The following is a 20,883-nucleotide window of genomic DNA, read 5'->3' as shown; positions in this document are numbered from 1 at the left end:
CATGGCACTGAACAAACCCTACCAGGACATCCCCGGCACGATCATTTTCGATGCCGAGCAGTCGCGCAAGGGCTACTGGCTCAACCAGTTCTGCATGTCGCTGATGAAGGCCGAGAACCGCGCCCGGTTCAAGGCCGACGAGCGCGCCTACCTCGACGAGTGGGCGATGACCGAGGAGCAGAAGCAGGCGGTGCTGGCACGCGACCTCAACTGGTGCATGCGCACCGGCGGCAACATCTACTTTCTGGCCAAGATCGGCGCCACCGATGGCCTGAGCTTCCAGCAGATGGCCGGCTCCATGACCGGCATGACCGAAGCCGAGTACCGCGACATGATGATCAAGGGCGGCCGTTCGCCCGCAGGCAACCGCTATCTCGGCGAGGATGGCGATGCGCAACCGCAGCACCAGCCGCAAGGCGCCGCCGGCAAGAACAAGGAGCGCTGACATGGCCAGGATTTCCGCATCCGTATACACCTCGCACGTCCCCGCCATCGGCGCCGCGATCGACCTGAAGAAGACCGGCGAAGCCTACTGGCAGCCGCTGTTCGCCGGCTACGAGTACTCCAAGCAGTGGCTGAAGGACAACACGCCCGACGTGATCTTCCTCGTCTTCAACGACCATGCCACCGCCTTCAGCCTGGACATGATCCCCACCTTCGCGATCGGTACCGCGGCCGAGTTCACCCCGGCCGACGAGGGCTGGGGCCCGCGCCCGGTACCCAAGGTGATCGGCCACCCGGAACTCGCCTCGCATATCGCGCAGAGCGTGATCCAGGACGACTTCGACCTCACCATCGTCAACAAGATGGACGTCGATCACGGCCTCACCGTGCCGCTGTCGCTGATGTGCGGCGAGCCCCAGGCGTGGCCGTGCCCGGTGATCCCGTTCGCGGTCAACGTGGTGCAGTACCCCGTGCCGTCCGGCCGCCGCTGCTTCCAGCTCGGCCAGGCGATCCGCCGCGCGGTCGAATCCTTCGACCAGGACCTCAAGGTGCAGATCTGGGGTACCGGCGGCATGAGCCACCAGTTGCAGGGGGCGCGCGCCGGGCTGATCAACCGCGAGTGGGACAACGCCTTCCTCGACCGCCTGATCGCCGATCCGGCCGGGCAGGCTGCCGTGCCGCACATCGACTACGTGCGCGAGGCCGGCTCGGAAGGCATCGAGCTGGTGATGTGGCTGATCGCCCGCGGCGCCATGAGCGACATCGCCGGCGGCCCCGCCCCGACGGTCAAGCACCGCTTCTACCACGTCCCCGCGTCCAACACCGCGGTGGGCCATCTGATTCTGGAGAACAACTGATGAGCAAGACGATCAAGGTCGCGCTGGTGGGTGCCGGCGCATTCGGCATCAAGCACCTGGACGGCATCCGCAATATCGACGGGGTCGAAGTGGTCTCGGTCATCGGGCGTGAGCTGGAAAAGACCCGGGAAGTGGCGAAGCAGTATGGCATCGCCCACGTCGGCACCGACCTCGCCGAGAGCCTGGCGCTGCCGGAGATCGACGCGGTGATCCTGTGCACCCCGACCCAGATGCACGCCGACCAGTCGATCGCCTGCCTCAAGGCGGGCAAGCACGTGCAGGTCGAGATCCCGCTCGCCGACACCCTCAAGGGGGCCGAGGAAGTGGCCGCGCTGCAGAAAGCGACCGGCCTGGTCGCGATGGTCGGCCACACCCGCCGCTTCAACCCCAGCCACCAGTGGGTGCACAACAAGATCAGCGCGGGTGAGTTCAACATCCAGCAGATGGATGTACAGACCTATTTCTTCCGCCGCACCAACATGAACGCGCTCGGCCAGCCGCGCAGCTGGACCGACCACCTGCTGTGGCACCACGCCGCGCACACCGTCGACCTGTTCGCCTACCAGGCCGGCAGCCCGATCGTACAGGCCAATGCGATCCAGGGACCGATCCATCCGAACCTGGGCATCGCGATGGACATGAGCATCCAGCTCAGGGCGGCCAACGGCGCGATCTGCACGCTGTCGCTGTCGTTCAACAACGACGGCCCGCTCGGCACCTTCTTCCGCTACATCGGCGACACCGGGACCTACATCGCCCGCTACGACGACCTGTTCAATGGCAAGGAAGAGAAGATCGATGTCAGTCAGGTCGCGGTGTCGATGAACGGCATCGAGCTGCAGGACCGCGAATTCTTCGCCGCCATCCGCGAAGGCCGCGAGCCGAACTCCAGCGTGACCAAGGTGCTGCCGTGCTACCAGGTGCTGCACCAGCTCGAGCAGCAACTAAACGCCGCCTGACCCTGTCAGATACGCTGCACCGGCTCCATCCTGACGGCTGGAGCCGTTTCCTTTTCCGGAGTCCTGCATGCAACAACGCAATCTCGGTCCCTTCCAGGTCGGCGCAATCGGCCTGGGCTGCATGAATCTCAGCCACGCCTATGGCGTGCCGCCGTCCACCGAAGTGATGGAGTCGGTGTTGCTGCGCGCGCTCGATCTTGGCATCACCCATTTCGACACTGCCGCGCTGTACGGCTTCGGTGCCAACGAGACCCTGGTCGGGCGGGTGCTGTCGCGCTACCGGTCGCGCTTCACCCTCGCGAGCAAGTGCGGCATGACCGGCGTCGGTGGCAAGCGGGTCATCGACGGTCGCCCGGAAACCCTCAAGCGTACCTGCGAGGAGGCGCTGCAACGGCTCCAGACCGATGTCATCGACCTCTATTACCTGCACCGCTGGGACAAACAGGTGCCGATCGAGGACAGCGTCGGGGCGCTCGCCGAGCTCGTGCACGCGGGCAAGATCCGCAGGATCGGACTGTCGGAGGTCTCCGCCGACACCCTGCGCCGTGCCCACGCGGTGCACCCGATCGCCGCGCTGCAGACCGAGTATTCATTGTGGACGCGCAATCCCGAGATCGCGGTACTCGAGGCCTGCCGCCAACTGGGCGTCAGCTTCGTCGCCTTCAGCCCGCTCGGGCGCGGCTTCCTGAGCGGGGCGCTGAGTGATCCGGCCGATGTCGCCGCGTTCGACGCCAGGGACATCCGCCGTGCGATGCCGCGTTTCCAGGGTGACAACTTCGCCGCCAACCTGCGCCTGCTCGACGGCTACCGGGCGCTGGCGGTCGACGCCGGGTGCACGCCGGCGCAGCTTGCGCTGGCCTGGCTGTTGGGCAAGGGCGAGCACGTCCTGCCGATTCCGGGCACCACCAGCGTCACCCACCTGGAGCAGAATGTCGCTGCGGCACACGTGGTCCTGAGCGCCGAGCTCGTCGCCAGGATGGAGGCACTGATCAACCAGCACACGGTCGCGGGCCCGCGCTACAACGCTGCGACCCAGACCGAGATCGATACCGAGGAGTTCGCACCAAGGTGAATGCGAAGACCGATCGTCCCGGCCGGTGGGGAGCGCGGCGCATTGTGGCCGTCGCCGTGCTCGCCTTCCTGCTGCCGCTGGGCGGGTCGGTCGCGAACTACTACGCCGGCGAGGCCCAGGCCGCCGACTGGCGTACCGCCCGCCGCGACAGCAGCGGCCTCGCGCCCGATCCGGCGCTGACCCGCGAGGCGGTCATCCAGGTCTATGCCGCGCGCGCGGTACGCTGGCGTGGCATTTTCGGGGTACACACCTGGATCGCGGCCAAGGCGCGCGACGCCGAGCACTACACCCGTTTCGAGGTGATGGGCTTTGGTGTGTCCCGCGGTCGCCAGGCGGTCCGGATCCACGAAGGCATACCCGACGGCTACTGGTTCGGCAGCGCGCCGACCCTGTTGCGCGACGTACGCGGCGGCGCGGAGGTGGACGGTCTGATCGCGCGCCTGCACGAGGCCGCCGGACGCTATCCGCACCCCGACGAATATCGCATCTGGCCCGGCCCCAACAGCAACACCTTCGTCGCCTACCTCGCGCGCGAGGTGCCCGAATTGCGGCTCGACCTGCCGGCGAACGCGATCGGCAAGGACTACCTGCCCGCTGGCGCCGCGTTCGGCACCGCCCCCAGCGGCTCGGGCGTGCAGGTCTCCCTGTTCGGCGTGCTCGGCTTCACCGTCGCGGCGGAGGAGGGGCTGGAGCTGAACCTGCTCGGGCTCAGCCTCGGCGTGGATGCCTGGCCGCCGGCGCTCAAGCTGCCGGGCATCGGCCGGGTCGGCATGCCGCAGCACGCGGCGGACAGCGAGCTTTGGGGAGTCTTGCGGCTGGAGCCCTGAGCGGTATGCCACGCCCTGCCGGCCGTGTGCCCGTCAGGGCTTGCGCCTGCAGGGGGCGGCGCAGCGTATCGTTGCGGCGGCCTTGGGGACCGCAGTGGTCCCGGCTTAGAACTTGTGCCGCACGCCCATGTTCACCGCTCGATCCGCACCGGCAACGAGTGCCGCATTCTGGCCATTGCCAAGACTGAAGTTCGCCCCGTTGCGATTGTCGAGGTGGGCATAGGCCGCATAAAGGTCGGTGCGCTTCGACAGGGCGTGGATGTAGCCGACGGCCCACATCGCCGCATCCATGTCGGCCGCGTCGCGGTCGTTCTCGCGGATGTAGGAGACCAGCGCCTTGCCGCTGGTGCCGACCGGAGCGCTCAGGCCGAGCAGGTACTGGGTCGATTTCGCCCCGCGGGTGGGAATGGATCCATCGACATCGCGGTCGGATTGCACCATGGCGTAGAGCCTGGCCGCGCCGAAGTCGTAGCTGGTGCCCAACTGGTATTTCCGCCCGGTCGCCGTGTCGGCTATGTTGCGCATCTGCTCGAAGGACAGGCCGGCCGCGAACGGTCCGCTGCCGTATTCGAGCGCGCCGGCGAGGTAGCGGCCGGCGTCCTGGTTTCCGGCCACTTCGCCGAAGCCGTAGACCAGGGTCCCGGTGAAACCGGCCATCTGCGGCGAGACGTACTTCACCGAGTTGTTCGCCCGGATGGCGATCGCCTTCATCAGGTTGCCGGCATTCCCGGCCATGCCATGCTCGAACGGATCGAAGCGGGCGTTGACGCCGTCCTCCGGCGCGTACTGGCGGCCCAGGCTCAGGGTGCCGAAGCCGCCGCTCAGGCCAAGAAAACTCTGCCGGCCCCAGAGGTTGTCCGGGTGCTGCGGCTTGCCGGTGTCGATCAGGATGCCGGTCTCGATCACCCACAGTGCCTTCAGGCCATTGCCCAGGTCTTCGCTGCCGCGAAAGCCGAGCCGGCTCGAACTCAGCATGCCGCTCTGGATCGCACGCACGCTGTCGCCGGTGCTGCTGTTGCGCTCGTAGGCAAAGCCGGCATCGACCATGCCGTAGACGGTGACATTGGACTGGGCGAGGGCGGTGCCGGAGGCGAAGGCGGCGAAGCCGGCGACGGCGGCGGTGAGGGGGTATTTCATCAGTAAAGCTCCTTTGGTGTGGCTTTCGATCGTTGTTTTGCGGGGCCTGGCCCCGGTAGCGCGTGTTGTGTATGGATGGTCGGTGTCGGCGTTCTCCTTGGTCGCAGCAGGACCGCTGGGGGTTTGGGCAAGGGGAGCCCCTCCGGCCGCGAGAACCGGAATTGCGGGGGGCTTGCACGGAAGGACTCGCTAGCGACTGCCGGGGGTGTGCGGCGGCCGGTGGGGGGACGCCAGCACGCCTTCCGGCGCGCCGAATGCCAGCCAGCCGCCGTCGGCGTTGACCGTGGTGCCGGTGACGAAACTGGCACGTGGCGAGGCGAGGAAGGCAATCACCTCGGCGATCTCCTCCGGCCGGGCCATGCGTCCCATCGGTGTGCGCGCGACGATCGCGGGCGCGTCGAGCGTGCCCTGGCGTTCGAGCTCGTCGACCAGCGCGGTGCGCACATAGCCCGGTGCAACCGCATTCACCCGCACGCCGCCAGCGGCCCATTCGCACGCCATCGAGCGCGTCATCGCCGCGATGCCGGCCTTGGCCGCGCCGTAGGCGTTGCGCTCCGGGATGCCGGCGAGGCCCGCGATCGAGGCGATATTGATGATGCTGCCGCTACCGCGGGTGAGCATTTCCCGGCCGACTTCGCGGCTGGCCAGGAAGGTGCCGCGCAGATGCACGCCGAGCACCCGGTCGAAGGACTCGACCGACTGCTCGATGGTCGGTACCGAGTTCTCGGCGACACCGGCGTTGTTCACCAGGATGTCGATGCGCCCATGGCGTGCGATCACCGCTTCGACCATCGCCACCACCGCGGCTTCGTCGGCAACATTGGCGGCGCAGCTCCAGTGCGCGTCGCCGAGTTCGGCGGCACGGGCGGCCGCGGCCTCGGTGCGCAGGTCGGCCACGACCACGTGATCTACCTCGAGTGCCAGCCGGCGCGCCGTCGCCCAGCCGATGCCATCGGCGCCGCCGGTGACGATGGCGACGGTGCCCACGCTGGAGCGGGATGCTGTGCGTTGCATTTCCATGGCTTCAGCGTCCCTGCATGGCCGGCATGTCCACCGCCCGGATCAGGCGTGTTTCCTGGGCCACGATCAGGTGCTCCGAGGCGGCCAGATAGGCGGGGAAGTCGGGGTGGCGGTCGCGTGCCTGGCAGCGGCGTTCGTAGTCGGCGAGATCGTCGTAGGCCCACAGGTGCACGAACTGGTTCAGCGGCCCGACCTGGCTCACGAAGAAGCCCACCGGGTTGCCCAGGGTGTCGAGCAGGATGGGCATCGCCAGGCGGTCGAAGACCTCGACGAACTCGTTCATCTTGCGCAAGCGGATCGTGTAGATGCGATGGTCGATCAGCGGCTTAGGCGACATGGCGGAGCTCCCCGGGGGCGACATCGACCGGCATGGGTGCCGCCCGGTCCACCCCGGCGATGTGGCGTGCGGTGATGTAACCGAAGGTCATGATCGGGCCGAGGGTGATGCCGGCGCCGGGGTAGTTGCCGCCCATGATGCTGGCGCGGTCGTTGCCCGCCGCGTACAGACCGGCGATCGGTGAGCCGTTGTCCGCGATGACCTGGCCGACGACGTTGGTGCGGATGCCGTCGAAGGTACCGAGGTCGCCCATGACGATCTTCACCGCGTAGTACGGCCCCTGGCCGATCGGCGCCACGCAGGGGTTGGGTTTGTGCTCGGGGTCGGCAAGGTAGCGGTTGAAGGCGGTGCGGCCGCGGCCGAACTGCCTGTCTTCGCCAAGCGCGGCGCCGAGGTTGTATTCGCGCACCGTGCGCTCGAGTTCGGCACCGTCGATGCCGGCCTTGCGTGCGAGTTCGGCGAGGGTCTCGCCCTTGATCAGGTAGCCGTTCTTCAGGAATTTGCCGACCGGCATCGGCGACGGTTTGACGAAGCCGAGGCCATATTTCGACAGTGTCGCCTGGTCGCAGAGCAGCCACATCGCGGTTTCGCGTTCGTTCGCGCAAGCCCGGATCATCGCCGCGCCGACGTCGTGGTAGGACTCCGATTCGTTGCAGAAGCGGCGACCGCTGCGGGTGACGCCGATGATGCCGGGTTTGTAGCGGTCGAGCAGATGAGGGAAGGCGCCGAAGCTGCCGTCGCCGCGCGGCACTTTCGAGACCGGCATCCACGCCGCACTGTCGCGATAGCGGATCTCGACCGTGCTGCCGACGGCTTCGGCCATGCTTGCGCCATCGCCGGTGTTGCCGGCCGGTACCGGCGAGAAATGCTCGCCGCCGCGCTGCAAGTGCGGGTAGGCCTTGCGGATGCGGGCGACATCGTGCGAGAAGCCGCCGCATGCCAGCACCACGCCGCGGCGGGCGCGGATGCGGATGTCGCCGCCGGCACCCCGGGCGATGGCGCCGGTGACCTGGCCGGCTTCGACCAGCAGTTCCTTCGCGCCGGTGCCGGTGTGGATCGGAATGCCGAGATCGAAGCAGGATTTCCCCAGTCGCGCGGCGAGCGCGTTGCCGCTGGTGACCTGGATGCCGCGGCGGTACAGCACCAGTTCCTTGATGTGGGTCGCCAGCCGCCTGGCCACATAGACGAAGGACTTCAACGAGCGGGTGGCGTTGAAGAAGTGCTTGAGGTCGGCATTGGACGAATTGAACATCATGCCGATGAAGGTGATGGTCTGCAGCGGCGGGCGCAGGCGCGCCATGTTGTCGCCGAGCCGGCGAATGTCGAACGGGGCGGCGAGGATGGAGCGCCCGACATCGACCCCGCCCGGCACTGCCGGGTGATAGTCGGGGTAGAGGGTGGGGATGAATTTGACCTCGGTCTCGCGCTCGAAGAACTCGACCATTTCCGGACCGCGGTCGAGAAAGGCGGCGACGGCCGCCTCGTCGTAGAACGGACCGGTCTCGTTCTTCATATACTCGACGACGGCCTCGCGGCGGTCGACCACGCCATTGGTGCGTGCGTGCGGGTTACCGGGAATCCACAGCACGCCGCCGGAGAATGCGGTGGTGCCGCCGAACTGTGCTTCCTTTTCGATCACGATTACGTTCAGGCCCAGCTTGGTAGCGGTAATCGCGGTGGAGAGGCCGCCGGCGCCAGAGCCGATGACGAGCAGATCGCATTCGAGCGATTGCGGGGTGATTCGGGTGTCCATGGTCATTCCTTTCTGGTTCGAGGGTGCCGGTCGCGGGGACGCCGTTCAGGCGCCCGGGCGGGCGCTCTGGTCGTTGAAGCCGGGGCGGGGCACGAGGTCCATCAACATGCAGTTCATGCCGCCGTCGACCACGATCTCGGCGCCGTTCACATAGGCACTGCGCGTGCTGGCGAGAAAGGCGGCCACGTTGGCGATGTCGTCCGGCTCGCCGATGCGGCGGCTGGCGGTGACCGCTGCGCGCTGCTGTTCGAAGCCGGGCTGTTGGTAGAACCGGGCCGACAGCGCGGTGCGGATCATCCCCGGGCAGATCGCATTGCTGCGGATGCCGCTCGGACCCCATTCGGCCGCCATCTGGCGCGACAGCAGCAGCACCCCGGCCTTGCTCGCGCTGTAGGCGCCGCTGTGGGTCTGCGGGTGCAGCGCAGCGATCGAGGCCACATGCACCAGGCTGCCGTGGCCGCACTCCCGCATCTGTCGGGCAAAGGCGCGGGCGCACAGCAGGTAGCCGGTGAGGTTGACCGCGAGCACGCCATTCCACTCGGCGACCGATACCGTATCCAGTGCCGCGGCGCGCAGCAGGCCGGCGTTGTTCACCAGCGCCGCGCATGGCCCCAGTTCATCCCTGACCCGCTCGGCGGCGGTGGCGACCGCGCCTTCACTCGAGGTGTCGCACTCGATCGCGATCGCCTCGCCGCCGGCCTCGACCAGTGCTCTGGTCACGCGCTCGCAGCCGACCCCGTCCCGGTCCATCAGTGCGAGTCGGGCGCCGGCCAACATCAGTGTTTCCGCCACGGCCGTGCCGATGCCGCTGGCCGCTCCGGTCACCACGCAAACCTGTCCTTCCAGCCCCAGCCACGTCTCCTTGCTCACTATCCTGTCTCCTGTTTTCCGTGTGAAGCCATGGTAGGGGCGCAGGCGCAGGTGCAGAATCGACAAAAGCATCGATGAACAGGATAATTCGTGCATTCATGGCGAAGGAGGGAGCTCGATGACCACGCTGCCCCGGTACGATCTCTACGGCTCCGAGGCCAAGCCCTCCTGGCTGGATTCCTTCAACTTCGAGTGGATTCCGCAACGTTCGCGCCCCTTCAACTGGGAGATCGAACCGCACATCCACGAGGGCCTGATCCAGATCCTCTATGTCTGCAGCGGGGGCGGCGAGGTCTTCATCGACGGCGTCAAATGGGCGATCGAACCGCCCTGCCTGATCGTGATTCCGGCGCGCGCCGTGCATGGCTTTCATTTTTCGCCCGAGGTCGACGGTCCGGTCGTCACGGCGCCGCAGCGTCCGCTCGAGGCGCTTGCCGGCGTCGCGCGCCCCGAACTGTTGTCTCTCATCCGCCGCCCGGCGGTGTTGCCGGTGACGGCCGGATCGCGTCGCGACGAAGGGCTGATGCCGCTGTTCCTGGCGCTGGAGCGCGAGGCGCGGGGTTACGAGCCGGGCCAGATCGCAGCCGGTTCGGCACTGCTGCTGGCAGTGTTCGTCCAGGTGGAGCGGATCGGACTGACGCGCCAGGCCACCCGGGTGGTGGAGCGCTCGCGCCAGACCGCAAAGGTCGAGCGTTTCCGCGCGCTGGTCGAACAGCACTACAAGGCGCATCTGCCGATGGAGCGCTACGCAGGCGAGCTCGGGGTGTCATCGGGTCAGCTTGCGCGACTGTGCCGCGAGGCGCTCGGGATGTCGCCGCTGGATGTGATCAATGCGCGGCTGATCCACGAGGCCCAGCGCGAGCTGGTGTACTCCCAGCTCAGCGTCAAGCAGATCGCCGCCGCGCTGGGCTTCGACGACGAGGCTTACTTCGGACGCTTCTTCAAAAAGAACGTCGGTTCGCCACCGCTGGCCTTTCGCGACATGGCGCGTGCGCAACTGGCGCGCGAGGCGGATTCAGGGGGGTGAAGGCCGTATGGCGGCCCGGAAGTGGGGCTATTAACCTGGCAATCAATTAGGCGATACCGAGCGAATTTCGGCGCGGCGACTCCCTCCCCTTCAAGGGGGCGGAGCAGGGAATTCGGCGAGCATCGCTCGCTGCCTGCGGAGCGGCGTAGCGCAGCGGAGACTCCCGGGCTGGGGTGGGGATGGGTTTAACAGCCGCCGCAGTAACCCATCCCCCTCCTGACCGGTAGTCTCGGCGATGCCTCACCGCTACGCCGGCAGCGAGCAGTGCTCGCTGAAACCCCGGTTATGCCCCCCTTGAAGGGGGAGGGATAAGGTGCCGACACTGGCTTAACGTCATCAACTGCCGGGTTAATAATGTCCGCCCTTGGCAGCCTTCATTCCTGGGGCCGCCTTCCGGGTATTCCCGGCGTCAGCGCGTGTACTGCTTCACCAGCGCGGTCGCCGCGGCGTGGAGCTTCCTGCCGTCGTGGCCGGCGGCGTTCATCTCCTCGATCCATTCGTCGGCAATCGGCTGCGTTGCGCTCTGCCAGCGTGCAACTTCGGCGGCCGGGAGCACATAGACGGCGTTGCCGTTGGCGATGGTCGCGTCGCGACCGACCCGCGCTTCGCGGTCGAGCGCAGCGGCAGCCTGGGCGGAGAACTCGCGGCCGCTGTTGTCGTCGATGATCTTCCTGAGATCGGCGGGCAGGCTGTCGTACTTCTTCTGGTTCATCGCGATCAGCGTGGTGGCCGCCGACATGCGGTACGCGGCATTGGCATCGAAGCTGAAGTGGGACAATTCGTGCAGCTTGGCCGAGGGGACCGACTCCCATGGGTAGAGCGCACCGTCGATCACGCCCTTGGCGATGCCTTCGGACATCTGCGGTGCGGGCATGCCTACCGGGGTGGCGCCGAGCGCAGCGAGCAGCTTGTTGCCCAGACGTGAAGGGGTGCGCACCTTCTGGCCTTTGAGATCCTCGAGGGTCTTCACCTCCTTCCTGCTCATGTGGAAAGCGTAGGCGCCCGGGGTCCAGGTGGCGAGCGGCTTCATGCCGGCAAACTCGCGCATGGCGTGCTGCTGGGTGAAGTCCCACAGGGCACGCGCGGTCGCCTCCGGCGTGGTGGTGAAGAAGGGAAGCTCGAACACCTCGGTGATCGGGAAGCGGCCGCTGTTGTAGCCGGGCATGGTCCAGATGATGTCGGCCACGCCGTCGCGCACCTGGTTGAGCAGTTGCGGCGCGGTGCCGCCGAGCTGGTTGGCGGGGTAGATCTGGCACTTCATCCGCCCCGCCGACTGGGCGGCGATGCGCTCGCACCAGGGCACGATGACATGGACGTGATAGGGGTTGGTCGGCGGCATGAAGTGGGCGAATTTCAGCACCACCGCCTGGGCATGGGCGAGGCCGGGGACGAGGCTGGCGCCGAGCAGTGCGCTGCCGAGGAGGGCGGATGCGAGTTTGCGGGTTTTCAATTGTGTCTCCTCCAACGGGGTCAGGGGCGGGCCGGGGTCGAGTAGTGCAGGACCAGTGCAGCCGCTTCGTCGTGCAGCTTGCGGCCATCGACGCCTTTGGCCGAGATTTCCTTGATCCACTCCTCGGCGACGCTGCGGCTGGCGCGCTGCCAGCGTTCGGTCTCGGCCGCCGCGATCGGGTACACCGTATTGCCGCGCGCCACCGTCAGTTCGCGCCCGACCTTGCCGGCCGCATCGAGCTGGGCAGCGGCAAAGCCCGAGACTTCGCGGCCGCGGTTGTTGTCGATCACCTTTTTGAGGTCGGCCGGCAGGCTGTCGTACTTTTTCCGGTTCATCACGAAGATCGTGGTTGCGGTGCTGAGCGCGTACTGGCCGCCCGATTCGGCATGGAAGGCAGTCAGCTCGTGGGTCTTGGTCGGCGGAACCGCTTCCCACGGCAACAGCGCGCCGTCGATCACGCCCTTGGACAGGCCTTCGGCCATCTGCGGCGCGGGCATGCCCACCGGGGTCGCGCCGAGCGCGGCGAGCAGCTTGTTGCCCAGGCGCGACGGCGTGCGCACCTTCAGGCCCTTGATGTCTTCCAGGGTCCGCACCTGCTTGCCGCGAAAGTGCAGCGCGTAGGGGCCGGCGGTCCAGGTCGCGATCGGCAGCAGGCCGGCGAATTCGCTCGCTGCGCTGTGCTCGACGAAGTCCCACAGCGCGCGCGAGGACGCTTCATAGCTGGTGGTGAAGAAGGGCAGCTCGAACACCTCGGTCAGCGGAAAACGCCCCGGGGTATAGCCGGGCAGCGTCCACACGATGTCGGCCACGCCGTCGCGAACCTGGTTGAGTAACTGCGGGGGCGTGCCGCCAAGCTGGTTGGCCGGGTAGATCTGGCATTTCATCCGGCCCTGCGACTCGGCCGCGATCCGGTCGCACCACGGTGCGATGAACCGGGTATGGGCGGGCGTGGTCGGGGTCAGGAAATGGGCGACCTTGAGCACGACCTCGTCGGCCAGCGCGAGGGAAGGAAGGAGGGCTGCGGTGGCAACGGCCAGCGCAAGAGGGCGGACTTTCATTCTTCGTCTCCGTGTATGAATCGAGCCGTTCCGGTACGGGTCGGGAGCCCGTTCTGAGGCCGGATCGGCAGCCGTCGAAGTGTTCGCGGCCTGCGATGCATGGTACGGAGAGGAGGCGTTTCACTGAATCGACAAATCGTTCAGTGAGCAGGATAAAACGTGCATTGTTCTCAACGGTGCCCGGGGCGATGCGGCAACCGGCGCTGCCCCGGGGCGACGTCAGGTCAACAGCGAGGCGAGCTTGAACTCGGGGTCGGCGGCCTGTTCGGCGCTCGGACCGAGGCCGCGCTCGAGCAGCTTGCGCCCGGCCATGTGGTCCTGCGGCTGGTTGATCGAGTCGATCGCGATCAGCCGGTCGGCACGGAAATAGCACACCGAGAACTGCCGTGTGCCGCTGTCGCCGCGGGTCACGACCCGGTCGTAGCCGGTGGACAGGCCCACCATCTGCAGCTTGACGTCGTACTGGTCGGACCAGAACCACGGCGCGGCGGCAAACGGGCGCTCCCTGCCCAGCAGTGCGGCGGCGGCCGATTTGCCCTGTTCGACCGCGTTCTGCACCGACTCCAGGCGCAGCAGGCTGCCGTCGGCCAGGCGGCGGGCGGTGCAGTCGCCGCTGGCGACGATGCGCGGGTCGGCGGTACGCGAAGAGGCGTCGACCACGATGCCACGCTCGCATTCCAGGCCGGCGGCCTCGGCCAGTTCGGTATTGGGCAGGATGCCGATGCCGACGACGATCAGGTCGGCATCGAAGCGGCGCCCGTCGGCGATGCGCACCGCGCTCACCCGTCCATCCGTGCCTGCGAGTTCGGCGACCTGGGCGCCGAGTTCGATCGCGACGCCATGGCTGCGATGCAGCCCGGCATAGAAATCCGACACCGGCGGCGCGACCACGCGCGCCATCAGGCGCTCGGCCGCTTCGAGCACGGTGACCTGCTTGCCCTGCTTGGCCGCCACGGCGGCGAACTCGAGGCCGATGAAGCCGCCGCCGATGACGACTACCCGACGGGCCTCGGCCAGCGCGGCGGCGATGCGGCGGGTGTCGTCGAGGGTGCGCAGCGGGAAGATGCCGGCAAGTTCGTCGGCACCCGGCAGCGGCAGCGCGCGGGCGCGCGATCCGGTAGCCAGTGCGAGCCCGGCGTAGGCGAGCCGGCGGCCGTCGGAAAGCTCGACGACTTGCGCCGCACGATCGATCGCCACCACGCTCACGCCATTGAGCAGGTCGATCTGCTTCTTCGCCAGCGCCTCGGGCGCGCGGATGGTCAGCTGGGCCTCGCTCGCCTCGCCGGCGAGATAGGCCTTGGACAGCGGCGGGCGATGGTAGGGCGGGCAGGGCTCGCTGCCGATCATCAGGATCGGCCCGGTGTAGCCCTCGCTGCGCAGCGACTCGGCCACCTGCAGTCCGGACTGTCCGGCGCCGACGATGATGACCGGGCCGCCCGCGGCGGCCGGGGAGAGCGGCGTGCTCATGTCAGCTCTGCGCTTCGGGCAGACGGACGACGATGCCGTCGAGCTCGGCGGTGGCCTTGATCTGGCAGCTCAGGCGGCTGGTCGGGCGCCGTTCGGCGACCACATTGTCGAGCATCGCCAGCTCGTTCTCGGCGGCGGCCGGGACGCGCTCGGCCCAGGCCTCGTCCACGTAGCAGTGGCAGGTGGCGCAGGCACAGGAGCCGCCGCACTCGGCCTCGATGCCGTCGACACCGTTCGACATTGCCGCCTGCATCAGGCTCCAGCCTTCGGTCACGTCGATCTGCTGTTCGCTGCCGTTCGGTTCGATGTAGGTAACCATGACCATGTTCGTCTCCTCGGGGGGTATGAATCTGTGTGGGTCTGTGCCGTGCGGCGACGGCGAGGCCGCCGCACGGTGAAGCGTAGGAACTCAGATGCGCGCCAGGTCCAGGCGCAGCGGGCTGCGGAAGGTCGAGGACGGCATCCACGGCAGGTGCTCCTGCACCCGCTGGTAGTCGGGGACGACCTGGTGGAAGGCTTCCATCGCCGCCTTGACCGAAATCCGCGCGATCGTGGTGCCGAGACAGGCATGCACCGCACCGCCGAAGCCGAGGTGGCCCTTGGGTTTGCGCGTGATGTCGTAGACATCCGGATCGGGGAACTGGCGCTCGTCGCGGTTGCCCGAGCCGTAGGCGAGGCAGACGAAATCGCCCTCGCGCATGGTCTGGCCGTGCAGCGTGTGGTCGCGCGTCAGGCAGCGGCGGAAGCGTTGCGCCGAGGTGTTGAAGCGCAGCGACTCCTCGATCGCGTCGACCAGCAGGGCCGGATTGGCCACGCACTGGCGGCGCGCATCCGGATGGTCCGCCATGTTGAGCGCGAACATGCCCATGAAGCCGCCGAGCGATTCGATGCCGGCCATGATCAGCGTGGTCGTGGTCAGCAGCACTTCGCGCTCGTCCAGGCGGTCGCCGTCGATCTCGGCCATCGAGAAGTGCGAGATCAGGTCGTCCTTCGGATTGGCGCGGCGCTCGGCGATGACCTTGCTGGCGTAGTCCTGCATCCAGTTGTAGGCGGCGATGTGCTCGGGCCCCTTCTGCCGTGTCGTGGCGTCGGACTGGACCATGGTCACCGCCTTCTCGCGCACCTGCGCCTCGTCACCCAGCGGCAGGCCGAGCGCGGCGAACAGCACGCGCACGGTGAACTTCGACGAGAAGTCCTCGATGAAGTCGAACTGACGCAGGTCCGCGAGCGGTTCGGCGGTTTCGCGGGCGATCTGCTTGATCGGTTCGACCAGGCTCTCGAGGTTGCGCTTCATGAACGCATGCTGGACCAGGCCGCGCAGGCGGTCGTGGCGCGGGGGATCGGTGGTGCCCAGGGTGGCACCGGCGCGGTTGGGCAGCTCGGTCATCAGGTTGCCCCTGGCCGACGAGAAGGTCTGCCAGTCGTTGAGCGCGGTGACGATGTCGGCATAGCGCGAAAGCACCCACATATTGGCTTCCTTGCTCCAGAAGCAGGGATGCTCGTCGCGTAGCGTCTTGTAATAAGGGAATGGATCTGCATCCACTGCCGGTGAGTAAGGATCGAAACTGAACATCGCTTGTCTCCGTTCGTTCTTGGTTTGTACCACGTTGAATCATCGTGTTGCGGCGTTCACGCAATTACACTATAGGCCAGCATGGTTATTCGGGTCAGTGCAATAAAGCAGGCCGTGCTTGCACTTTTCGATCAAAGTTTGTCCTCTTCATCACGGTGCGCCGCAGCATGAAAAACCGAAATTCCCCTGTCGCGGGCCGTGCCGGTCCGAACGCGCGCAGCCAGGAAATCCCGGCCTTTGCGCTCTATGGCGAGACCGGGCTTCCGGCGCTGGAGATGCTGCACATCGAGGAGATCGAGTCGCGCAGCAGCCTGTACCAGTGGGAGATCGAGCCCCACGTCCACCGCGGGCTGTACCAGATCGTGTGGGTGGGGCGGGGCAGTGCCCGGGTGGCGCTCGACGAGTGGCGGGAAGAGGCCGTCGGCCCGGCCGCGGTCGTGATCCCACCCGGCGTGGTGCACGGTTTCCAGTTCGCGCCCGGTACCCAGGGCATGGTGCTGACCCTGAATGCACGCTTTCTCGTCGAGGGCGAATTGCAGGCGATCGGCGAATCGCTGCGCGAGCTCTTCGCCGGGCCGCGGCTGGTCGGCTTCGACGCCGACGAGCCCGCCGCAGCGCGGCTGGAGGGCCTGCTGCGCCAGCTCGGCGAGGAGTTCGCCAGCCTCGACGCGGCCGATGCGCCAGTGGTGCGCTGGCTCGCCCAGGCGGCCGTGTGGCGTCTGGCCCAAAGCTGCGCGCGCGATGTGCGGATCGGCAGCGGCAAGCGCGAGCGCCATCACCAGGCGCTGTTCACGCGCTTCGTGCTGCTGGTGGAGGAGAACTTCCTCGAGCACTGGCCGATCTCGCGCTATGCCGCTCAGCTCGGTCTCAGCACGCCCAGCCTCAACCGCCTCAGCCGCAGTGCGAGCGGACGCGCCGCCCTCGAGTTCATCCACGACCGCGTGACCCGCGAAGCCTGCCGGCGGCTGGTGTATATCGCAGCGCCGGTGGCGGTGATCGGTGCCGAGCTCGGCTTCGAGGATCCGGCCTACTTCTGCCGCTTTTTCAAACGCCGGATGGGGCTGAGTCCGTCAGCCTACCGCGAACGCCACGGCGGTTGAAGCCGCGGCGAGGCCGGATTCAGTCCGTGCCGGCCACGCCGGGTCCGGCGAGCGCCTCGGGCATGATCGCCTCGAGTTCGCTGCGCAGCCACGCATGCACCGGATCGTGGCGGTGGCGCAAATGCCAGATCATGTACATCGGCAGGCGCGGACTGTCGAAGGGCGGGGCGCAACTGGCGAGATCCTGCAGCATCGCGCTGCGCAGGCGGCCGGGCAGCGTAGCCAGCAGGGTGGAGCCGCGGATGAAGCCCGGGATGCCGGCGAAGCCCGGCACCAGCGCGACGAAGCGGCGATGGATGCCGCGTGCGGCGAGTTCCTGGTCCACGTCGAGCTTGCGCCGTGGGACGTAGAGCACGGTGACATGGTCGGCCGCGAGGTAGTCCTCCATGGTGGTCGGAGCAGGACGTCGGGCCGCATCGTAGAACACCCGGTAGTCGTCCTCGAACAGGCGCTTGTGCAGGATGTCGCTGGCGTCGGGCGGGCGCGGCGAGATCACCAGTTGGCAGCGCTCCTCGCGCAGCATGTCGGCATCCGGGATGTCCGACGGGATCACCCGCAACGCCACGCCCGGGGCCTGGCGGCGCAGGCGTCCGAGCAGGCGCGGCAGCAGCAGGTCGCGCTGGAAATCGTTGGCGGCGATGGTGAAGGTGGTGTTCAGGCTGGCGACGTCGAACTCGGCCGAACTGGCGAAGCGACGCATCGCCTCGAGCAGCACGCGGGCGTCGCGGGCCAGGGTTTCGGCGCGCGCGGTGGCGACGATGCCGCGTCCGGATTTCACGAACAGCGGGTCGCCGACGATGGCGCGCAGCTTGTCGAGCAGGTGCGACACCGCGGACTGGGTCACGCCGAGGCGCTCCGCGGCGCGGGTGATCGAGCCCTCTTCAACGACCGTGATCAGCAGTTGCAGCAGGCGCCCGTCGAGATGGGAATGATCGAAATGGCTCATGGATTTGATGAGTATTCTTGCATTTATCTTTTGAATCTGCTTGGCAATACTGCAATCTCCAGAACAACAGCAGAACGGAGATTCGTATGAGTAGTACCACACAGAAGCGCGAAATCCCCGGTACGCGGGTTTTCGACGGCGACTTGGCGCAGAAGGGCTATGCGCTGAACAAGATGTGCTTTTCCTTCAACAGCGCCGATAACCGCGCGGCATTTTGCGCCGACGAGACGGCCTACTGTACGAAGTACGGCCTGAACGAGGAGCAGTTCGAGGCGATCCGCACGCGCAACGTGCTCGGCCTGCTCGCCGCGGGCGGCAATGTCTACTACCTGGCCAAGTTCGCGGGGATACTCGGACTCGATGTGCAGGACCTGGGCGCCGCCCAGACCGGCATGACCAAGGAAGCATTCAAGGCCATGCTCGTGGCCGCGGGGAAATAAACCATGGCAAAGATCGTAGGCGGCATCACCACTTCCCATGTCCCGGCCATTGGCCGCGCCATCGCCGGCAAGCTGCAGGACGACCCGTACTGGAAGCCCTTCTTCGACGGTTTTCCACCGGTGCACGACTGGCTGCAGAAGGTCAAACCCGATGTGGCCGTGGTCATCTACAACGACCATGGGCTGAACTTCTTCCTCGACAAGATGCCGACCTTCGCCGTCGGCGCCGCGCCCGAGTACCAGAACGCCGACGAAGGCTGGGGCATTCCCACCTTGCCGCCATACCAGGGCGATCCGGCGCTGTCGTGGCACATCATCAACGAGCTGGTCGGCAAGGAGTTCGATCTCACCACCTGTCAGGAGATGCTGGTCGACCATGCCTTCTCGCTGCCGCTGAAGCTGCTGTGGCCGAACGACGAACGCTGCCCGGTGCCCACCGTGCCGGTGTGCATCAACACCGTGCAGTATCCGCTGCCCTCGGCCCGGCGCTGCTACAAGCTGGGCAAGGCGCTGGGCGAGGCGATCGCGTCGTGGGACGACGAGCTGCGCGTGGTCATCATCGGTACCGGCGGACTGTCGCATCAGCTCGACGGCGAACGTGCCGGCTTCGTGAACAAGGACTTCGACCTCGCCTTCATGGAGAGCCTGATCGGTGATCCGGAGTGGGTGACCCAGTTCTCGATGGAGGAGATCGTCGAGAAGACCGGCACCCAGGGCGTCGAGCTGCTGATGTGGCTTGCGACCCGGGCGGCGCTGCCGGGCAAGGTGCGCAAGGTGCATGCGAACTATCACATCCCGATCTCGAACACCGCTGCCGGGCTGATGGTAATGGAGCCCATCGTCTGATCGTTTCGCGTTCCTGAACGGCTTCCGGGCCGGTACTCCGCCAAGTGCGGAGTACCGGCCCGTTTGCTTGATGAGGCGACTTCGCCGGGGGTGAGATAGCAAAACGATATATCTGCTAGTGTGATGTAAGACTTCCGAATGGATGTGCATGGCTTCAGACTTGTAAAAAACACAGAAGACAGATCTATCAAGCCGACAGCGCGATCGGCCACCATCGTTTTTTCAAGAGGAGACTTTCATGCAGATTCGTCGTCTGGCTTTCGGCATCGCTGCCGCCGCCCTGATCCCGGCCAGCGCGTCGGCGCAGGAAATCGTGCTCAAGGTGGCGCATTTCCTGCCGCCGGTTTCGCCGGCGCACACCAAGTTCATTACCCCGTGGTGCGACAAGATCGCTGCCGAATCGCAGGGCAAGATGAAGTGCCAGATCTACCCGGCGATGCAGCTGGGCGGCACTCCGCCGCAACTGCTCAATCAGGTGCGCGACGGCGTGGCCGATATCGTGTGGACCCTGCCGGGCTACACCCCGGGCCGCTTCCCCACTTCCGAAGTGTTCGAACTGCCCTTCATCACCACCACGCATGAACCGTCCTCGCGCGCGATGTGGGATTTCGTGCAGGCCCACTCGATGAAGGAGTTCGCCGGCATGAAGCCGATCGCGACCTGGGTGAACGGCCCCAACGTGCTTCACTTCCGCGACAAGCAGGTCACGACCCTCGACGACATCAAGGGCATGAAGGTGCGTGCGCCCTCGCGTCTGGGCAACAAGCTGCTGGCCTCGCTCGGCGCCACGCCGGTGGGCATGCCGGTGCCGCAGATGGCCGAGAGCCTGTCCAAGGGCGTGATCGACGGTGCGCTGATCCCGTGGGAGGTCGTGCCGGCCACCAAGACGCATGAACTGACGAAGTTCCATGCCGAAGCCGGCGGCCAGTATGCGATGACCACCGCCACCATGATCTTCGTGATGAACCAGAAGAAATACGACAGCCTGCCGGCCGAGTTGAAGAAGGTGATCGACGATAACAGCGGTCGCGATACCTCGGCGTGGGTGTCGGCCCAGTTCAAGGGGGCGGATGCCGGCGGTCGCGAGGCGACGGTGGCGCGCGGCAATACGGTCTACCAGCTTCCGGCCGAAGAGATGGCAAAGTGGCAGGCAGCGACCCAGCCGGTCACCGACGAGTGGATCAAGGAGATCTCGGCCAAGGGTGTGGACGGCAAGAAGCTCCACGACGATGCGGTTGCACTGGTCAAGCAGTACTCCAAGTAATAATGTCCCGTTCCAGGGCGTGGCGAGGTCGCCGCGGCATGGAACGGGATTTTTCATCCTGACGGGAGAGCTTCATGGCAGAGTCCATGGACATACCGGTTGATGCCCCGAGCGGGCCGATCGGCAAGGTCATCGCGGTCGCGTGTGCATTTCTGGCCATCCTCGGCGGCGTGTTTTTCCTCGCCGAAGCGCTGATGTCGGTGACCAGCGTGATCGGCCGCGCACTGTTCAACCTGCCGGTGCCGGGCGACTACGAGCTGGTGCAGATGCTGTCGGCGATGGGCATCGCGATGTGCCTGCCCTATTGCCAGTTGAAGCGCGGCCACGTGTTCGTCGACTTCTTCACCCTGTGGGCACCACCCGCGCTCAAGCGCGTGCTCGACGCGATCGCCTCGCTGCTGCTCGCGGGCGCGTCCTTTCTGCTCGCGTGGCGGAT

The 20,883-nt window shown here is 66.8% G+C and carries 22 protein-coding genes; 11 read left to right on the top strand and 11 right to left on the bottom strand.

Annotated features, from left to right (window positions below):
- The first annotated feature begins 1 nt into the window (after window position 1).
- The 5 genes from ligA to AC3A35_RS26165 all read left to right on the top strand — a co-directional run bounded on the left by ligA (window position 2) and on the right by AC3A35_RS26165 (window position 4,159).
- Window positions 2-445, top strand: a complete 444-nt coding sequence (ligA, locus tag AC3A35_RS26185) for a protocatechuate 4,5-dioxygenase subunit alpha (RefSeq protein ID WP_487439485.1) — start codon at window positions 2-4, stop codon at window positions 443-445.
- A 1-nt stretch (window position 446) separates the two neighbouring features.
- Window positions 447-1,301: a class III extradiol dioxygenase subunit beta gene (locus AC3A35_RS26180; RefSeq protein WP_487439484.1), complete on the top strand. Its 855-nt coding sequence runs from the start codon at window positions 447-449 to the stop codon at window positions 1,299-1,301.
- Window positions 1,301-2,260 (top strand): Gfo/Idh/MocA family oxidoreductase, encoded by a 960-nt coding sequence (locus tag AC3A35_RS26175; protein WP_487439483.1) that lies wholly within the window; start codon window positions 1,301-1,303, stop codon window positions 2,258-2,260. The genes AC3A35_RS26180 and AC3A35_RS26175 overlap by 1 nt, the downstream gene beginning before the upstream one ends.
- Window positions 2,261-2,327: 67 nt before the next feature.
- The gene (locus tag AC3A35_RS26170) at window positions 2,328-3,332 is read left to right on the top strand and encodes an aldo/keto reductase (RefSeq protein WP_487439482.1); all 1,005 of its coding nucleotides are present in this window, start codon (window positions 2,328-2,330) and stop codon (window positions 3,330-3,332) included.
- Complete coding sequence (locus AC3A35_RS26165; RefSeq protein WP_487439481.1) at window positions 3,329-4,159, top strand: DUF3750 domain-containing protein; 831 nt, start codon at window positions 3,329-3,331, stop codon at window positions 4,157-4,159. The genes AC3A35_RS26170 and AC3A35_RS26165 overlap by 4 nt, the downstream gene beginning before the upstream one ends.
- A 105-nt stretch (window positions 4,160-4,264) precedes the next feature.
- On the opposite strand, the gene AC3A35_RS26160 is transcribed toward AC3A35_RS26165, so the two are convergent.
- From AC3A35_RS26160 to AC3A35_RS26140, 5 genes are all read right to left on the bottom strand, one after another.
- Window positions 4,265-5,296, bottom strand: coding sequence for a porin (locus tag AC3A35_RS26160; protein ID WP_487439480.1), 1,032 nt, complete (start codon window positions 5,294-5,296; stop codon window positions 4,265-4,267).
- A gap of 189 nt (window positions 5,297-5,485) precedes the next feature.
- A complete protein-coding gene (locus AC3A35_RS26155; protein WP_487439479.1) occupies window positions 5,486-6,316 on the bottom strand; it encodes an SDR family NAD(P)-dependent oxidoreductase in 831 nt (276 codons plus the stop codon).
- A gap of 4 nt (window positions 6,317-6,320) precedes the next feature.
- Window positions 6,321-6,653 carry an NIPSNAP family protein gene (locus AC3A35_RS26150; protein WP_487439478.1) on the bottom strand — a complete coding sequence of 111 codons (333 nt, stop codon included), beginning with the start codon at window positions 6,651-6,653 and terminating at the stop codon, window positions 6,321-6,323.
- On the bottom strand, window positions 6,643-8,406 hold the full coding sequence (locus AC3A35_RS26145) for an FAD-dependent oxidoreductase (RefSeq protein ID WP_487439477.1): 1,764 nt from the start codon (window positions 8,404-8,406) through the stop codon (window positions 6,643-6,645). Before AC3A35_RS26145 ends, AC3A35_RS26150 begins: the two co-directional genes overlap by 11 nt.
- A 45-nt stretch (window positions 8,407-8,451) precedes the next feature.
- A complete protein-coding gene (locus AC3A35_RS26140; protein WP_487439476.1) occupies window positions 8,452-9,276 on the bottom strand; it encodes an SDR family NAD(P)-dependent oxidoreductase in 825 nt (274 codons plus the stop codon).
- A 118-nt stretch (window positions 9,277-9,394) separates the two neighbouring features.
- Between AC3A35_RS26140 and AC3A35_RS26135 the strand changes: the two genes are divergently transcribed.
- Entirely contained in the window at window positions 9,395-10,303 is a 909-nt protein-coding gene (locus AC3A35_RS26135; protein ID WP_487439475.1) for a helix-turn-helix domain-containing protein, read from the top strand.
- A gap of 409 nt (window positions 10,304-10,712) precedes the next feature.
- On the opposite strand, the gene AC3A35_RS26130 is transcribed toward AC3A35_RS26135, so the two are convergent.
- The 5 genes from AC3A35_RS26130 to AC3A35_RS26110 all read right to left on the bottom strand — a co-directional run bounded on the left by AC3A35_RS26130 (window position 10,713) and on the right by AC3A35_RS26110 (window position 15,851).
- Window positions 10,713-11,753, bottom strand: coding sequence for a TRAP transporter substrate-binding protein (locus tag AC3A35_RS26130; RefSeq protein WP_487439474.1), 1,041 nt, complete (start codon window positions 11,751-11,753; stop codon window positions 10,713-10,715).
- Between the two features lie 20 nt (window positions 11,754-11,773).
- Complete coding sequence (locus AC3A35_RS26125; RefSeq protein WP_487439473.1) at window positions 11,774-12,811, bottom strand: TRAP transporter substrate-binding protein; 1,038 nt, start codon at window positions 12,809-12,811, stop codon at window positions 11,774-11,776.
- Between the two features lie 219 nt (window positions 12,812-13,030).
- Window positions 13,031-14,278, bottom strand: coding sequence for an NAD(P)/FAD-dependent oxidoreductase (locus AC3A35_RS26120; protein ID WP_487439472.1), 1,248 nt, complete (start codon window positions 14,276-14,278; stop codon window positions 13,031-13,033).
- A gap of 1 nt (window position 14,279) precedes the next feature.
- Window positions 14,280-14,603, bottom strand: a complete 324-nt coding sequence (locus AC3A35_RS26115; protein ID WP_487439471.1) for a 2Fe-2S iron-sulfur cluster-binding protein — start codon at window positions 14,601-14,603, stop codon at window positions 14,280-14,282.
- Window positions 14,604-14,687: 84 nt separating this feature from the next.
- Window positions 14,688-15,851: a cytochrome P450 gene (locus tag AC3A35_RS26110; protein ID WP_487439470.1), complete on the bottom strand. Its 1,164-nt coding sequence runs from the start codon at window positions 15,849-15,851 to the stop codon at window positions 14,688-14,690.
- A 167-nt stretch (window positions 15,852-16,018) separates the two neighbouring features.
- Here AC3A35_RS26110 and AC3A35_RS26105 point away from each other — a divergent pair, with 167 nt between their 5' ends.
- Window positions 16,019-16,951, top strand: a complete 933-nt coding sequence (locus AC3A35_RS26105) for a helix-turn-helix domain-containing protein (RefSeq protein WP_487439469.1) — start codon at window positions 16,019-16,021, stop codon at window positions 16,949-16,951.
- 19 nt (window positions 16,952-16,970) lie between these two features.
- Here the strand turns inward: AC3A35_RS26105 and AC3A35_RS26100 are convergent, their stop codons facing one another.
- Window positions 16,971-17,897 carry a LysR family transcriptional regulator gene (locus AC3A35_RS26100; RefSeq protein ID WP_487439468.1) on the bottom strand — a complete coding sequence of 309 codons (927 nt, stop codon included), beginning with the start codon at window positions 17,895-17,897 and terminating at the stop codon, window positions 16,971-16,973.
- Window positions 17,898-17,983: 86 nt separating this feature from the next.
- Here AC3A35_RS26100 and AC3A35_RS26095 point away from each other — a divergent pair, with 86 nt between their 5' ends.
- The 4 genes from AC3A35_RS26095 to AC3A35_RS26080 all read left to right on the top strand — a co-directional run.
- Window positions 17,984-18,337, top strand: a complete 354-nt coding sequence (locus tag AC3A35_RS26095; protein ID WP_487439467.1) for a protocatechuate 4,5-dioxygenase subunit alpha — start codon at window positions 17,984-17,986, stop codon at window positions 18,335-18,337.
- 3 nt (window positions 18,338-18,340) lie between these two features.
- Window positions 18,341-19,183 carry a class III extradiol dioxygenase family protein gene (locus AC3A35_RS26090; RefSeq protein WP_487439466.1) on the top strand — a complete coding sequence of 281 codons (843 nt, stop codon included), beginning with the start codon at window positions 18,341-18,343 and terminating at the stop codon, window positions 19,181-19,183.
- Between the two features lie 238 nt (window positions 19,184-19,421).
- Window positions 19,422-20,447 carry a TRAP transporter substrate-binding protein gene (locus tag AC3A35_RS26085; RefSeq protein WP_487439465.1) on the top strand — a complete coding sequence of 342 codons (1,026 nt, stop codon included), beginning with the start codon at window positions 19,422-19,424 and terminating at the stop codon, window positions 20,445-20,447.
- 86 nt (window positions 20,448-20,533) lie between these two features.
- Window positions 20,534-20,883, top strand: a 350-nt coding sequence (locus tag AC3A35_RS26080; RefSeq protein ID WP_487439464.1) for a TRAP transporter small permease, incomplete at its 3' end; no start/stop codon positions are given.

The sequence above is a fragment of the Azoarcus sp. Soil_N_20 genome, from assembly GCF_057656155.1.
This window is presented reverse-complemented; position numbering and strand designations above follow the sequence as displayed.